Annotated in this window: 17 protein-coding genes; 12 read left to right on the forward strand and 5 right to left on the reverse strand. The window is 62.2% G+C overall.

Translation table 11 applies throughout. The annotated features are described in order from the left end of the window. Positions 1-63 precede the first annotated feature (63 nt). Positions 64-279 carry a hypothetical protein gene (locus HBR93_RS19150; protein ID WP_003212603.1) on the reverse strand — a complete coding sequence of 72 codons (216 nt, stop codon included), beginning with the start codon at positions 277-279 and terminating at the stop codon, positions 64-66. Between the two features lie 175 nt (positions 280-454). Between HBR93_RS19150 and HBR93_RS19155 the strand changes: the two genes are divergently transcribed. The 9 genes from HBR93_RS19155 (at position 455) to HBR93_RS19195 (ending at position 9,181) form a co-directional block, all read left to right on the forward strand. Further along, a complete protein-coding gene (locus HBR93_RS19155) occupies positions 455-811 on the forward strand; it encodes a metalloregulator ArsR/SmtB family transcription factor (protein ID WP_057444819.1) in 357 nt (118 codons plus the stop codon). 18 nt (positions 812-829) lie between these two features. Then, on the forward strand, positions 830-2,113 hold the full coding sequence (locus HBR93_RS19160) for an arsenic transporter (protein ID WP_057440035.1): 1,284 nt from the start codon (positions 830-832) through the stop codon (positions 2,111-2,113). Positions 2,114-2,125: 12 nt separating this feature from the next. Next, positions 2,126-2,596 carry an arsenate reductase ArsC gene (locus HBR93_RS19165; protein WP_169960854.1) on the forward strand — a complete coding sequence of 157 codons (471 nt, stop codon included), beginning with the start codon at positions 2,126-2,128 and terminating at the stop codon, positions 2,594-2,596. Between the two features lie 12 nt (positions 2,597-2,608). Next, positions 2,609-3,295 (forward strand): arsenical resistance protein ArsH, encoded by a 687-nt coding sequence (gene arsH, locus HBR93_RS19170; RefSeq protein WP_169960855.1) that lies wholly within the window; start codon positions 2,609-2,611, stop codon positions 3,293-3,295. A 52-nt stretch (positions 3,296-3,347) separates the two neighbouring features. Further along, complete coding sequence (locus HBR93_RS19175) at positions 3,348-4,175, forward strand: AraC family transcriptional regulator (RefSeq protein WP_115128102.1); 828 nt, start codon at positions 3,348-3,350, stop codon at positions 4,173-4,175. A 45-nt stretch (positions 4,176-4,220) separates the two neighbouring features. Next, positions 4,221-4,832 (forward strand): LysE family transporter, encoded by a 612-nt coding sequence (locus HBR93_RS19180; protein WP_128593754.1) that lies wholly within the window; start codon positions 4,221-4,223, stop codon positions 4,830-4,832. Between the two features lie 305 nt (positions 4,833-5,137). After that, on the forward strand, positions 5,138-5,422 hold the full coding sequence (locus HBR93_RS19185; RefSeq protein WP_115128101.1) for a hypothetical protein: 285 nt from the start codon (positions 5,138-5,140) through the stop codon (positions 5,420-5,422). A gap of 208 nt (positions 5,423-5,630) precedes the next feature. Continuing rightward, positions 5,631-8,345 carry a magnesium-translocating P-type ATPase gene (gene mgtA, locus HBR93_RS19190; protein WP_169960856.1) on the forward strand — a complete coding sequence of 905 codons (2,715 nt, stop codon included), beginning with the start codon at positions 5,631-5,633 and terminating at the stop codon, positions 8,343-8,345. 107 nt (positions 8,346-8,452) lie between these two features. Then, on the forward strand, positions 8,453-9,181 hold the full coding sequence (locus HBR93_RS19195) for a hypothetical protein (RefSeq protein WP_169960857.1): 729 nt from the start codon (positions 8,453-8,455) through the stop codon (positions 9,179-9,181). Between the two features lie 729 nt (positions 9,182-9,910). On the opposite strand, the gene HBR93_RS19200 is transcribed toward HBR93_RS19195, so the two are convergent. Then, positions 9,911-10,642 carry a tellurite resistance TerB family protein gene (locus HBR93_RS19200; RefSeq protein ID WP_120732868.1) on the reverse strand — a complete coding sequence of 244 codons (732 nt, stop codon included), beginning with the start codon at positions 10,640-10,642 and terminating at the stop codon, positions 9,911-9,913. 295 nt (positions 10,643-10,937) lie between these two features. Here HBR93_RS19200 and HBR93_RS19205 point away from each other — a divergent pair, with 295 nt between their 5' ends. Then, complete coding sequence (locus HBR93_RS19205; protein ID WP_057440027.1) at positions 10,938-11,222, forward strand: hypothetical protein; 285 nt, start codon at positions 10,938-10,940, stop codon at positions 11,220-11,222. A gap of 37 nt (positions 11,223-11,259) precedes the next feature. On the opposite strand, the gene HBR93_RS19210 is transcribed toward HBR93_RS19205, so the two are convergent. Continuing rightward, positions 11,260-11,442 (reverse strand): hypothetical protein, encoded by a 183-nt coding sequence (locus HBR93_RS19210; RefSeq protein ID WP_057440026.1) that lies wholly within the window; start codon positions 11,440-11,442, stop codon positions 11,260-11,262. A gap of 226 nt (positions 11,443-11,668) precedes the next feature. Here HBR93_RS19210 and HBR93_RS19215 point away from each other — a divergent pair, with 226 nt between their 5' ends. Continuing rightward, positions 11,669-12,271, forward strand: a complete 603-nt coding sequence (locus tag HBR93_RS19215; protein ID WP_169960858.1) for a glutathione S-transferase — start codon at positions 11,669-11,671, stop codon at positions 12,269-12,271. Here the strand turns inward: HBR93_RS19215 and HBR93_RS19220 are convergent. Continuing rightward, positions 12,261-12,692 (reverse strand): MAPEG family protein, encoded by a 432-nt coding sequence (locus tag HBR93_RS19220; protein ID WP_169960859.1) that lies wholly within the window; start codon positions 12,690-12,692, stop codon positions 12,261-12,263. The two genes, HBR93_RS19215 and HBR93_RS19220, sit on opposite strands and share 11 nt — an antisense overlap. After that, on the reverse strand, positions 12,689-13,000 hold the full coding sequence (locus HBR93_RS19225) for a DUF2834 domain-containing protein (RefSeq protein WP_169960860.1): 312 nt from the start codon (positions 12,998-13,000) through the stop codon (positions 12,689-12,691). The genes HBR93_RS19220 and HBR93_RS19225 overlap by 4 nt, the downstream gene beginning before the upstream one ends. A gap of 112 nt (positions 13,001-13,112) precedes the next feature. Between HBR93_RS19225 and HBR93_RS19230 the strand changes: the two genes are divergently transcribed. Further along, positions 13,113-13,922, forward strand: coding sequence for a helix-turn-helix domain-containing protein (locus tag HBR93_RS19230; protein ID WP_169960861.1), 810 nt, complete (start codon positions 13,113-13,115; stop codon positions 13,920-13,922). Positions 13,923-13,930 lie beyond the last annotated feature (8 nt).

The following is a 13,930-nucleotide window of genomic DNA, read 5'->3' on the forward strand; positions in this document are numbered from 1 at the left end:
GTAAGCATGCCTGCCAGCGCAGCGATTGTCTTGAATGATCTTGCGCGCGGCTAAGCCGCCGAATCAGGCCAGCTTGACCGACACCCGCTCCACCGCATCCCTGGCCTCACGCAGTTCGTGGGCATCCTGGTTGAGCCGGTGGATGGTGTTGAGCAGGCGCTGGCGCAGCACTTCATCGCTGAGTTTTTCGACAGCGCGCATCAAATCGAAGGCCGCGGTTTCGTTGTTGTCCGCGACGGAATCGAGGGTCTTGCGCAGGTTGCGAGTGGCACGGGTCACACGGTTACTTCCTTTTTCATCAATGGCGGGCACTTTAGGACAGTTGTGTTTCATTTTAATTTCAGTCACTTGCCGGCAATCCCCAGACCCTTGACCTGGATCAACGGGATATTCGTTGCACACTACATATGGATATCCGTATATTCGCATCATCATATGTTTAGTGGCGCCAATCATGAGCGATCCGTTCTCCCCCCCAGACGTTTTTAAATGCCTGGCCGATGCGACACGCATCAGGCTGATCTTGTTGATCCTGCGCGAAGGCGAGCTGTGCGTCTGCGAGCTGATCCATGCCCTGGATGACAGCCAGCCAAAAATTTCCCGTCACCTGGCCCAACTGCGCAGTTGCGCACTGCTGGTAGACCGTCGCCAGGGCCAGTGGATCTACTACCGCCTCAACCCCCAGTTGCCGCAATGGGTGAGCACGGTGCTGGAGACCACCTTGCAAGCCAATCAAGCCTGGCTGCAAAGCGACGCACAGCGCCTGGCGGCAATGGGTGACCGACCGCAACGCGCCAGCACCTGCTGCTGACCCCTGGAGAACACTTTTATGCTGATCGCCTTCGCGATATTTCTCGTCACCATTGTCTTGGTCATCTGGCAACCCAAAGGCCTGGGGGTTGGCTGGAGCGCATCCATAGGCGCGATCCTGGCCCTGGCTTGCGGCGTCATCAGCCTGGCGGATATACCCGTGGTGTGGCAGATCATCTGGAATGCCACCGGCACCTTCGTCGCCCTGATCATCATCAGCCTGATCCTCGACGAGGCCGGCTTCTTCGCCTGGGCCGCGCTGCATGTCGCGCGCTGGGGGCGCGGCCGTGGCCGCCGGCTGTTCGCCTATATGGTGCTGCTGGGGGCGCTGGTCTCGGCACTGTTCGCCAATGACGGTGCGGCCCTGATCCTGACGCCGATTGTCATGTCGATGCTTCTGGCCCTGCGCTTCTCACCCGCCGCCACACTGGCCTTCGTGATGGGCGCAGGGTTTATCGCCGACACCGCCAGCCTGCCGCTGGTGGTCTCCAACCTGGTGAATATCGTCTCGGCGGACTACTTCAACATCGGCTTCAACCAGTACGCGGCAGTGATGGTGCCAGTCAACCTGGTCAGTGTCGCCGCCACCCTGGCCGTGCTGCTGTGGTTCTTCCGTCGTGACATCCCGCACAGTTATGACCCCGCCGACCTGCCTGAACCGGCCAGTGCCATTCATGACCCGGCAACTTTCCACGCGGCCTGGTGGGTGCTGGGCATCCTGCTGGTCGGCTGCTTTGCCCTCGAACCCCTGGGTATTCCCATCAGCGCCATCTCGGCCGCCTGCGCCCTGCTCCTGCTGGTGATCGCCGCCAAAGGCCACAAGATTTCCACACGCAAGGTGCTCAAGGAAGCGCCCTGGCAGATCGTGATTTTCTCCCTGGGCATGTACCTGGTGGTGTATGGCCTGCGCAACGCCGGACTGACCACCTACCTCGCCACCTGGCTCAACACCTTCGCCGATTACGGCGTGTGGGGCGCGGCCCTGGGCACCGGGTTGCTGACGGCGCTGCTGTCTTCGGTGATGAACAACCTGCCGACGGTGCTGATCGGCGCGCTGTCCATCGAGGCCAGCCATGCCGTGGGCGTGGTCAAGGAGGCGATGATCTACGCCAACGTGATCGGCAGCGACCTGGGCCCGAAGATCACCCCGATCGGCAGCCTGGCGACGTTGCTCTGGCTGCATATCCTGGCGCGCAAGGGCATCCGTATTACGTGGGGGTACTACTTCAAGGTCGGCATCGTCCTGACCTTGCCGGTGCTATTGCTTACCCTGGCGGCGCTGGCCCTGCGCCTGAGTGTTTAACGGAGAGTTGTCATGAAAGTCCTGTTCATCTGCACCGCCAACAGCTGCCGCAGTATCCTCAGCGAAGCCCTGTTCAACCACCTGGCCCCGCCAGGGTTCCATGCCATCAGCGCCGGGAGCTTTCCCAAGGGCCAGGTCCTGCCACGCAGCCTGAGTACATTGCAGGCCGCGGGCATCAGCACCGACGGTTTGTACAGCAAGGGCAATGAGGCCTTTGCAGACAGCCCACCCGACATTGTGATCAGCGTGTGCGACAAAGCCGCCCAGGAAGCCTGCCCGGTGTACTTTGGCCCGGCAATCAAGGCCCATTGGGGGCTTGAGGACCCGTCGGACCTACACGGCAATGAGGCGCAGATTGACGCCGCCTTCCAGGCCACCCTGCAGATCATCGAAACCCGCTGCCGGGCGCTGTTCGACCTCCCGTTCAACCGCCTCGATGCGGCACAGATCAAGGCTGAGCTGGATCGTATTGGCTTGTCATAAGCGGAGAATGTCATGACCACCCTGCCCAACCTCGACCTCACATTGAGCACCCCACTCCACGCTGACACCGCACAACGGCCACGGATTCTCCTGCTCTATGGTTCCAACCGTACGCGCTCTTTCAGCCGACTCCTGGTGGAAGAAGCGGCGCGCGTGCTTCAGCATCTAGGCGCCGAGACACAGATCTTCAACCCCGCCGGCCTGCCAATGCCGGACGATGCTCCGAACGATCACCCAAAGGTCCAGGAACTACTGGCCTTGATGCAATGGTCCGAAGGCCAGGTGTGGTGCTCACCGGAACGGCACGGCTCGATGTCAGCAGTGTTCAAGGCGCAAATCGACTGGGTACCCCTGGCACTGGGTGCCATCCGCCCAACCCAGGGCAAGACCCTGGCGGTGATGCAAGTCTGCGGCGGCTCGCAGTCTTTCAACACTGTCAACCAACTGCGCGTCCTGGGGCGCTGGATGCGTATGCTGACCATCCCCAACCAGTCATCTGTGCCCAAGGCCTTCATGGAGTTCGACGATCAGGACCGGATGAAACCTTCAGCCCTTTATGATCGCGTGGTGGATGTCATGGAAGAGTTGGTCAAGTTCACCCTGCTGGTGCGTGAGCATCCGGAACTGGTGCAGCGTTATTCTGAGCGCAAGGAAGATGCTCAAGCGCTCTCTGACCGGGTCAATCAACGGTCGATTTGAACGCAGGTAAACGCGTATGCTTTGCTGCACCCGATGCCACTGAGCCCACCCCATGAGTTCCCTGCACCACGCCTGGCTGGGCCCTTACGAAATCAGCAGCACCACCTGCACCGGCCTGACCTTTGCCCGGCATAGTCACGACGAGTGCGTGATTGGCGTCAACCTGGTCGGCGCCGAGCAGGTGTGGCTGGACCGGCGCACCTTTGAGGCCGGGCCGGGCAGTATCACCCTGTACAACCCCGGCCAGATCCAGGGCGGCGGCGCGGCCGAGGGGGCACCCTGGCACTTTGTCAGCCTGTACGCCGGGGCCGATCGCCTGGCCACCGACCTTGGGCTGGCGCACCTGGAGTTCGATCGCGCGCTGTGTTTTGCCCCGGAACTGGCGGCGCAACTGGCCCAGGCCGCCAAGGGCGCATTAAGCGCCGACCCACTGGTTTGCGGGCTGAGTGAAGACGCCCTGGTGTTGCTGCTGGGCGAAGTGGTCAGGCTCAGTGGTGTGCGCTTGCCCAGTAGCGCCAGCGCCGGGTCGGGGATGGTGGCCCAGGCTCAGGAACTACTCGCTGCGCAGTTACATCAAGGCGTGGCACTGGATACCCTGGGCGACGAGTTGGGCCTGTCGAAATTCCACGTCCTGCGCACCTTCCAGAAAGAAACCGGCCTGAGCCCCCGGCAGTGGGCGATGCAGTTGCGTACCCGCCGAGCAAAAGGCCTGCTGCGCAGCGGCCTGAGCGCCGCTGAAGTCGCCCATGAAGTGGGTTTTGCCGACCAGAGCCACCTCAACCGGCACTTCCGTGCGGCGTATGGCATTACCCCTGGCCGTTATCAGAGCGCAATCCGGTCCAAGACAGCTCAGCGCCCCCTGCAGCAAACTGACCTGTAGCAGCCGACGTGTCGGCGAAGGTGCGTGATTGATTTTGGGGTGGTGATGCTGACAATCTTTTTTTCCGCGCTGGTCTTCGGCTTTGTATTTTGCCTGTCCCCTGGCGCAGTGCTGGCAGAGACCCTGCGCCGCGGCCTGCTGCATGGGTTCGCCCCGGCATTACTGGTGCAGGTCGGGTCGCTGGTGGGCGATGCGACCTGGGCGGTGATCGGCCTGACCGGCATGGCCCTGCTGATCCAGCACGACGCGGTACGCGTGCCCCTGACCGCCGTTTGCGCGCTGTACCTGGCCTGGCTCGGTCTGCGCAGCCTGCTGGATGCCTGGCACCTGCCACAACCCGACAGCGCCCCGGCCAGCACCGGGCGCAACGCGCTGATGGTCGGCGCAACCCTCTCCTTGGCCAACCCGAAGAACATTGTGTACTGGGGCGCCCTGGGCAGTGCCCTGGCAGGCATCGTCGGCACCACCCCGAGTCACGGTCAGACCCTGATGTTTTTCGCCGGTTTTATGCTGGCGTCGATCCTGTCGTGTTTTCTGATTGCGGGCTTGGTGAATGTCTTGCGAAAGAACGCCTCGCCAACTTGGCAGCGAATCAGCCATGGCGCCTGCGGCCTGGTATTGATGTATCTGGCGTTATTGGCCGCCTACAGTGTATGAACTTATATATAACGCCAATCTGAATGAAGTCTGAACAAGCGCCCAAACAAGTTCATTATTGATTGACATCCCCTACCTGCCTGAGTAGATTGCCCGTGCCTGCAACTCGGGCCTTATTTCAACCTCACAAAAGAAGCCAATGGACACAGTATCTAGTCGCTGTCCGCTCCCCGTGAATACAGGGGGCGGACGCCAAACCCAGAGTAAAGACGGGACTCGCCTTCCAGGCCGGGTAAGCTGCGCTAGAGCTTGATGCTCCAACGTAACTGCCTTGAGCCGGCGCCAGTCCGGTCCCGAGGTGTGTTATGAATTTCCAGACCCTTGTTCTACCTGATGTACGCACGCTGGCTTCAGCCCTGCGTGCCACGCCGTGCCGTGTTTCCCGGGGCGTTGCCCCCGCGCGCACGGCCCTCGCCTGCCCCTCCCCGCGTATCAGCCCGGTGCACCTGCGTGCTCACTGGCGCCTGTGCCCCACCACCGGCCACCTGGTCCAGCAATGGGACCATGCCGACCCTCAAGATCCACAGAGACGGAACGTTTCCAGCCTGCCTGTTCACGTGCGCCTGTTGTTGAGCGCGCACGCGGCATAAGCCGACTGGAAACAGCAACTTCCTGATAGTTGGTCAATTAATTAACTGGCGTTCTTTGCGAACTAAGCCAGCGGCAGTTTTCTGCGCGCCCGTTAATTAACTCACCTCTTTAAAGTTATTAGAACTGATCGCAAAAATTGCGACTCGGCATGTTCGTGCTCGCCTGCCCGCCAGGCAAGTAATGAGTATGTCGACAGGAGTACACACTATGAGCGCCGTAAAAACCACGCAACTGCCCAACAAGCACCGCGCCACCCATGACAGCAAACTGTCGATGCGTGCCGCCCGCGAAGCGCAAAACGGCCTGGCAGCCACCCTGGCCAACGTCCGGGCGACCAAGGACGGCCTGACCGAACTGGATGCCAGCGCCCGCCTGCAACGCGAAGGCTATAACGAAGTGGCCCACGACAAGCCGCCCCACGCTGTCGTGCAATTCCTCCAGGCCCTGAACAACCCTTTCATCTATGTGCTGCTGACCCTGGCGGTGATCAGTTTTGTCACCGACTACTGGCTGCCGCTGCGCGCCGGTGAGGAAGTCGACCTGACCAAGGTCATTATCATCATGACCATGGTCGCCCTGAGCAGCCTGCTGCGCTTCTGGCAGGAGCATCGCTCGGCCAAATCCGCCGAGGCGCTGAAGGCCATGGTGCGCACCACCGCCACGGTGCTGCGCCGCGAGCAGGTCGGCGCCCAACCCATCCTGCGCGAAGTACCGATGCGTGAACTGGTGGCCGGCGATATCGTGCAGTTGTCGGCCGGCGACATGATCCCGGCCGATATCCGCCTGATCGAGTCCCGCGACCTGTTTATCAGCCAGGCCGTGCTGACCGGCGAAGCCTTGCCCGTGGAAAAATACGACACCCTGGGCGACGTCACGCAAAAATCCGCCACCCTCAGCGCTGCCGACCAGAGCAACCTGCTGGATCTGCCCAACATCTGCTTCATGGGCACCAACGTGGTCAGCGGCCGCGCCCAGGCAGTGGTGGTGGCGACTGGGCCACGCACCTATTTCGGCTCGCTGGCCAAGGCCATCGTCGGCTCCCGGGTGCAGACCGCCTTTGACCGTGGGGTGAACAGCGTCAGTTGGCTGCTGATCCGCTTTATGCTGGTGATGGTGCCCATCGTGTTTTTCCTCAATGGCTTTTCCAAGGGCGACTGGGGCGACGCATTCCTGTTTGCCCTGGCGGTGGCCGTGGGCCTGACCCCGGAAATGCTGCCGATGATCGTCAGCGCCAACCTGGCCAAGGGCGCGAATGCCATGGCCAAGCGCAAAGTGGTGGTCAAGCGCCTCAACGCGATCCAGAACTTCGGTTCGATGGACGTGCTGTGCACCGACAAGACCGGCACCCTGACCCAGGACAAAATCATCCTCGAGCACCACGTCAACGCCTTCGGCCAGCGGGACGACCAAGTGCTGTCCCTGGCCTGGCTCAACAGCCATCATCAAAGCGGCATGAAGAACCTGATGGACCAGGCGGTGCTCGCGTTTTCCCAGCACAACCCCAAGTTCCAGGTGCCGTTTGCCTACAGCAAGGTCGATGAACTGCCCTTCGACTTTGTCCGTCGGCGCCTGTCGATTGTGGTCAAGGACAGCCACGGCGATCACCTGCTGGTGTGCAAGGGTGCTGTGGAAGAAATGCTCGCTATCGCCACCCATGTGATGGAAGGCGCGAGCGCCGTGGCCCTGGACGAGCGTCGTCGCCAGGAACTGCTGAACACCGCCAACGAGTTCAACGAGGACGGCTTCCGCGTGCTGGTGGTGGCCACCCGCAACATTCCCAAGGCCCTGGCGCGCCAGCAATACACCCCCACCGATGAACGCAACCTGGTGATCCACGGGTTCCTGACTTTCCTCGATCCACCGAAGGAAACCGCCGGCCCGGCGATTGCTGCGCTGCAAGAGATCGGAGTCGCGGTCAAAGTGTTGACCGGCGATAACGCCGTGGTCACTCGCACCATCTGCCGCCAGGTTGGCCTGGAGCCTGGCGAGCCGCTGCTCGGCGCGGATATCGAAGCCATGGACGATGCGACCCTCAAGCAGGAGGTTGAGCAACGCACGGTGTTCGCCAAGCTGACGCCGCTGCAAAAATCCCGGGTGCTCAAGGCTTTGCAGGCCAATGGTCACACCGTGGGTTTCCTCGGCGACGGCATCAACGATGCACCAGCCCTGCGCGATGCCGACGTCGGCATCTCGGTGGACAGCGCGACTGATATTGCCAAGGAATCGGCCGACATCATCCTCCTGGAAAAGAGCCTGATGGTGCTCGAAGAAGGTGTGCTTAAAGGGCGCGAGACCTTCGGCAATATCATGAAGTACCTGAACATGACGGCCAGCTCCAACTTCGGCAACGTGTTCTCGGTGCTGGTGGCCAGTGCGTTCATCCCTTTCATGCCGATGCTGGCGATCCACTTGCTGCTGCAGAACCTGATGTATGACATCTCCCAACTGGCCCTGCCGTGGGACAAGATGGACAAGGAGTACCTGGCCAAGCCCCGCAAGTGGGACGCGCAGAACATCGGGCGCTTTATGATCTGGATCGGGCCGACCTCGTCGATCTTCGACATCACCACCTTTGCCCTGATGTGGTACGTGTTTGCGGCCAATAGTGTGGAAATGCAGACCCTGTTCCAGTCCGGCTGGTTCGTCGAAGGGCTGCTCTCCCAGACCCTGGTGGTGCATATGTTGCGCACCCGCAAGATCCCGTTCTTCCAGAGCACCGCCGCCTGGCCGGTGTTGATGATGACCAGCCTGGTCATCGCCCTGGGGATCTATGTGCCCTTCTCGCCCCTGGGCACGATCGTGGGCCTGCAACCCTTGCCTTGGGCCTACTTCCCTTGGCTGGTCGGCACCTTGCTCGCCTACTGCTGTGTGGCACAGCTGATGAAGACGATCTACATCCGCCGCTTCAAGCAGTGGTACTGAGTTTGCTGTTGTGACCGGGCTGGGTGTGGCAGACAGGTTTGCCACACCCAGCCCACTCCAACAGCACCATCGCTACAGATCATTCTGTTCATTTGGAGCATGACCCCATGCACAAACACACCTTCCTTGCTGCCTTTGACTGGCTACCGGCATCGCGGCAACGGGCGCTGCGGCGCAACCTGATTTTTATCGGCGCCCTCCTGGTGCTCGGCCTGCTGTCCAAGGCCTTCGCCGCCGGTGGCTCCTATGTGGTGGACGATGGCGCCATCAACGCCCCCGGCGAATGCAATATCGACGGCGGCTACACCCGCTCGACATCGCACACCACCCTCTCCGCCGCCTGCACATCCCGCGCAATGCCCAACCTGCAATGGGGCGCCGCCCTCGAGGATGACCCTGAGCACACCCAGCTCAGCCCGCAGCTCAAGGGCTCATTGTGGGCCTGGCAGGATGCCGGCGTGGAGATCGCCTGGGCGGCGGCAGCGCATATCGCGGTGGATCGCCGGCACCCATTCGATGGCGCAGACCTGGGCCTGCCGCTGACCTGGCAAGCGTCTCAGACGCTACGCTTGAACCTCAATGCCGGCTGGGCCCATACCTATGACAATGGCGAACAAAATCACCGACTGACCTGGGGCACAGGCCTGGAATACCGCTTGGCGAACTCGTTGACGCTATTGGCAGAACGCTATGGCCAACAAGGCGGCGACCAGGCCTGGCAAGCCGGGCCGCGGGTGCATCTGGGTCAGCAAGTCGATGTGGACCTGGTGGTCGGACGCAACCTGACCGGGGATCGCGACCGCTGGCTGACGACCGGGGCTACCCTACGGTTCTGAAACACTGGAGGGAGATCAATGTGGGAGCTGTCGAGCCCCGGCGAGGCTGCGATGGCGGCGGTACGGCTGGCATGGATGTTGGCTGAGCCACCGCTTTCGCAGCCTCGCTGAAGCTCGACAGCTCCCGCAGGGTTTGTCGGTGTTTGCCGGGACTACGGACTTTAACGCGGGCGTCCTACAGCGAACACGTTATGCCAACTGGCCACAAAATAATGTGGGAGCTGTCGAGCCCCAGCGAGGCTGCGATGGCGGCGGTACTGCTGGCATTGATGTTGGCTGAACCATCGCTTTCGCAGCCTCGCTGAAGCTCGACAGCTCCCACAGGGTTTATCGGGGTTTGCCGGATCTGCGGACCTTAACGCAGGCGTCCTACAGCGAACACGTTATGCCAACTGGCACAAAACAATGTGGGAGCTGTCGAGCCCCGGCGAGGCTGCGATGGCGGCGGTACTGCTGGCATTGATGTTGGCTGAGCCACCGCTTTCGCAGCCTCGCTGAAGCTCGACAGCTCCCACAGGGTTCGTCGGTGTTTGCCGGGACTGCGGACCTTACCGCTGGCGCCCTGCAGCGAACACGTTCTGCCAGCTGGCACAAAATAATGTGGGAGCTGTCGAGCCCCGGCGAGGCTGCGATGGCGGCGGTATGGCTGGCCTTGATGCTGGCTGAGCCACCACTATCGCAGCCGCACTAGGGCTCTGCAGCAAGCACACTCTTCAAGTTGCCTCGGTATCAGGCCGGTTTGGCTTGCTGCTCAAGGTGCAGTTGCAGCTCCGGCTCGATGCCCAGCGCACCTGCCAACTCGTCCAGGTAGTTTCGCTCGGCGTCCTGTTGGTCATCCACCAACATGACGCTGGCCAGGTAGACCTCGGCAGCCACCGCCGGGTCATTGGCATATTCGGCAAAGTCGGTTGCATCCAGGGGCTTGGCGACTTGAGCGTCGAGCCATTGCTGCAAGTCCGGATCGTCGGTGTGGCGCCCGATCTCCTGGGAGATCAAGGCCTTTTCTTTCTCATCAATCCGCCCATCCGCCTTGGCCGCCGCGATCAATGCACGCAGTACCGCATGGCTATGGGCCTCGACGTCGGCGCCAGACAACTGGTCAACCGTCTGCAGCGTCTGTTGCGGCGCCGAGGCCTGTTGCCGTTGCCAAGCCTGATACGCCTGGAACGCCATCATCCCCAGTGACGCCAGGGCCGCGTAGTTGGTACCGCCAGTGCGCGCGCGGGTCGATCCGCCCGCCTGGGTCCCGCCCAACATGCCACCCAGACCACCCAGCAGATCGCCGAGGCCGCCACCGCCCGACGCCGTTGCGGAGCCGCCGCCGCGCAGCAACCCACCGAGCAGGCCGCCCAAGCCACCGAGCCCTCCCGCGCCACCCTGGGGTGCCGCCGAGCCGCCTTGCTGCGCCATCGAAGCTTGGCCTGCACGGAGCAGTTGTTCCAGTAGAGCACTGGTGTTCATGGTATCGCCCTCCTTTGGGCTGTGCGCCAGACAATCAACAATAGTCCCTGGAACCGGTAACGCCAAGGCCGCCCAGCAGGCACGGAGTTGGCGACCTGAACGCGCCCCAGCAAACCCGGCGCAGGCCTTTAGCCACCGTGAGAATTCTTCAGATTCGGCACACCAAGACGGGTGGTGAACGTCAGCGCGCGCGTGGGGTCGGAAATATAAGGGCTCGGCCTCAATCGGCCTGGCCTTGAGCGCGAGCATCAACAGATTAGCGGTGCCGCGTACCCTCACAGAAGGAGACGCTGACATGGTCACTCACTTCAAGGTCGCGGGGCACCTCGCTTGCGGCCATCACGGCAATAACCTGACGTCCACGGTGGAACTGAACCGGGTTAAATGCCGCACCTGCCGCAACACCGATGCCTACAAGGAAGCCCGCCGTAACCAGCGCAACGCATCGCGCCGCGCGGCACGCAGAGCCCGCTCCGGTAGCCCCCACAATGACTGGCGCAGCGCCTGGACCCAACGCCTGACCGAGCTGCCCGGCCTGCAGCGCCTACCACGCGGGTTCAGCGGCCAGCCCTTCGTCTGACCCGGTGCGGGGGCCGCAAAACCGGCCCCCTCCAAGGTTATGGGGTCGGCCGTGGCCGGGCCTTGTAGCCCGGCAAGGTCGCGGCATAGGCCAGCGCCTGTTCGCGGGAGCTGAATGAAGCCAGTCGATCATCCTTGGTGCAGACGCGCCATGGGCCGCTATTGACCCGGACAATTTCATAGCCATTGAGCTGCATCTTGTTCAACAGGGGAACGCTCATAGTCACCTCTCCTCTTCCAGAGATAATCCACGGGTTGCCCGCTCCACCATACTCCCGATCCCGGCCCTGCGGCCTACCGAACGTCGCTGACTGCCGTTCGCGCTCACCATGATCCTGCCAAGGGTCCACAGACGATCGGGCTCAGTTTCAACCAGGCATTTATGGTAAAAAACAGCGGCATCAAGTCAACGCACAACCCCTTCCCCTTGATAGCAATGGAGGCTTCATGAAACTGGTTGGCATGCTGGACTCGCCTTATGTACGCCGCGTGGCAATTGCCCTGGATCTGTATGGGGTGGACTTTGAGCAGCAATCCCTCTCGGTGTTCAGCACCTTCGACGAATTCGCCAGGATCAACCAGGTGGTCAAGGCCCCGACCCTGGTGCTCGACGACGGGACGGTGCTGATGGACTCCAGCCTGATCCTGGATTATTTCGAAACCTTGGCACCGGCCGATAAAAAACTCTTGCCCCAAACCGCTGCGGCCCGTGCACGGGACCTGCAAGTGATCGGCCTGGCATTGGCCGCCTGTGACAAGAGCGTGCAGATTTACTACGAGCACAACCTGCGGCCCGCAGAGAAGCTGCATGGGCCATGGCTCGATCGGGTAACCGGGCAACTGCTGGCGGCCTATTCGGGCCTGGAAAAACTGCTAGCCGACACTCCTGGCCAGTCGTTGAACCAAGCATCGCTGAGCGTCGCGGTGGCGTGGTCCTTTAGCCAGTACGCCGTGCCCTCGGTGGTCAAGGCCGAGGACTTTCCCAACCTGCAACGCCACGCCCAGTTGGCCGAGCAACACCCGGCATTCGGCAAATACCCTATCGAATAGGCAGCAGCGCCGCGCCGATCAACCCCGCCAACCCCAGCAGGCACGCCAGGCCAACGCCATAGGCCAGGGTGCGCCAGGGTTGGCGGCAACCCAGGTACATCAAGGTATGTAGCACCCGCGCGACGGTGAACAGGGCAAACAGCCAGGCCGTCGCCACCCCATGGGTGCCCAACGCCACGCACAACCCGCCCAGCGCGAAGAACAGCGGAATATTCTCCAGGTCATTGGCCCAGGCCCTGCTTGCCCGGCTGACGGCGGACAGTTCGTGCACCAGGGCATCGCGCTTGAAAAAACCGGCATCCTCGGGGTTGGTGAACGCCCGGTGCCTGAGGCGGAAAAACCCCTGGTAACAGGAAATCGCCAGCATCTTGGCAAATAACACCAGCACGCACAGGGCAAACACATGCAGGCTGCTGCTCATTGCCGGTCCCTGGCAAAGCCGTTGACCACGATGTACAGCAGCGGGCCGACTGAGACAAAGACCGCCGTCAGCAGCCAATAAGGCAACACACTGGCCAGCGACCGACCCTTGGCCCGGGCGTCGCGGTACATCCACACACACGCCAGGGCCGCCATCAGGTACAGGTCGATCACCACCTGGGCGGTATCGGGCCGGGATAGCAGCTCAAGGCCGAACGCCAGCAGCGACTGCTCGGCCCAGAGCAGGGTGCCCAGGGTGTACAGGGAGAACGCCATTAGGCTGGCAAGGGCGATGTAGGGTCTGTGCATAGGGTCCACCACGCAGGATTGGGCAAGCCGCAGATTAGTGATAACGTCGCCGCCATCTCAATGACCTGCGAGGTCATGGACGCCCCCCGCCCCGCCCTCCCAGAGTCCATCCATGAACCGCCCACCCTTCCCCCGCGCCAACCCCGAGACCGACGCCGGCACCCAACTGAGGCTGTTGCGCCGTCAGGCGAAGTTGAGCCAATTGCAGCTGGCGCTGATCAGTGGCATTTCCCAGCGCCACTTGAGCTGTATCGAAACCGGCCGCGCCAAGGCTAGCCCGGGCACCTTGCATAACCTGCTCAGCGCCCTCGAGGTGCCCCTGGAGCAGTGCAACAGCCTGTTCCTGGCCGCCGGCTACGCCCCGCGCTACGAAGCCACGCCGCTCGCAGCACCGGCAATGGATGCCATTCGGGATGCCATCAGCCATGTACTGAAGGCCAACAATCCGGCGCCGGCGATCGTGCTGGGCAGTCACTGGGAAGTGCTCGCCGCCAATGCCAGCACCCAGGTCTTGTTCGACCTGGTGGGTTTGGCGCCAGACGCTGCACAAGGCCTGAACCTGCTGAGCACCCTGCTGCAACCGGGGGGCCTGGGCGACCATCTGCTCAATGCTGACGAGATCCGCAACCTCGCCTGGCAACGGGCTGCCCGTGAAGCACTGGGCAACCCGACCCTGGCCACGCTGCTGCAAAGCCTGCCCGTGCCGCACGGCTCGACACCCCTGGCCAATCAACTGCCGCCGCTGGTGCTGACCCGCGTGAATTCACGGCATGGCCAGCTGGATTTCATGTCCACCTTCACCACGTTCGGCATGCCCCAGGACATCACCGTCACCTCATTGCGCATCGAGCACCTGATCCCGGCCAATCCCCACACTTGGCAGGTCATGACCGCAGCCTACGAACATTCCCTGGACCGCTAGGCGCCGCT

It is taken from the genome of Pseudomonas sp. WS 5411, assembly GCF_012985595.1.
Lineage (GTDB): Bacteria > Pseudomonadota > Gammaproteobacteria > Pseudomonadales > Pseudomonadaceae > Aquipseudomonas > Aquipseudomonas shahriarae.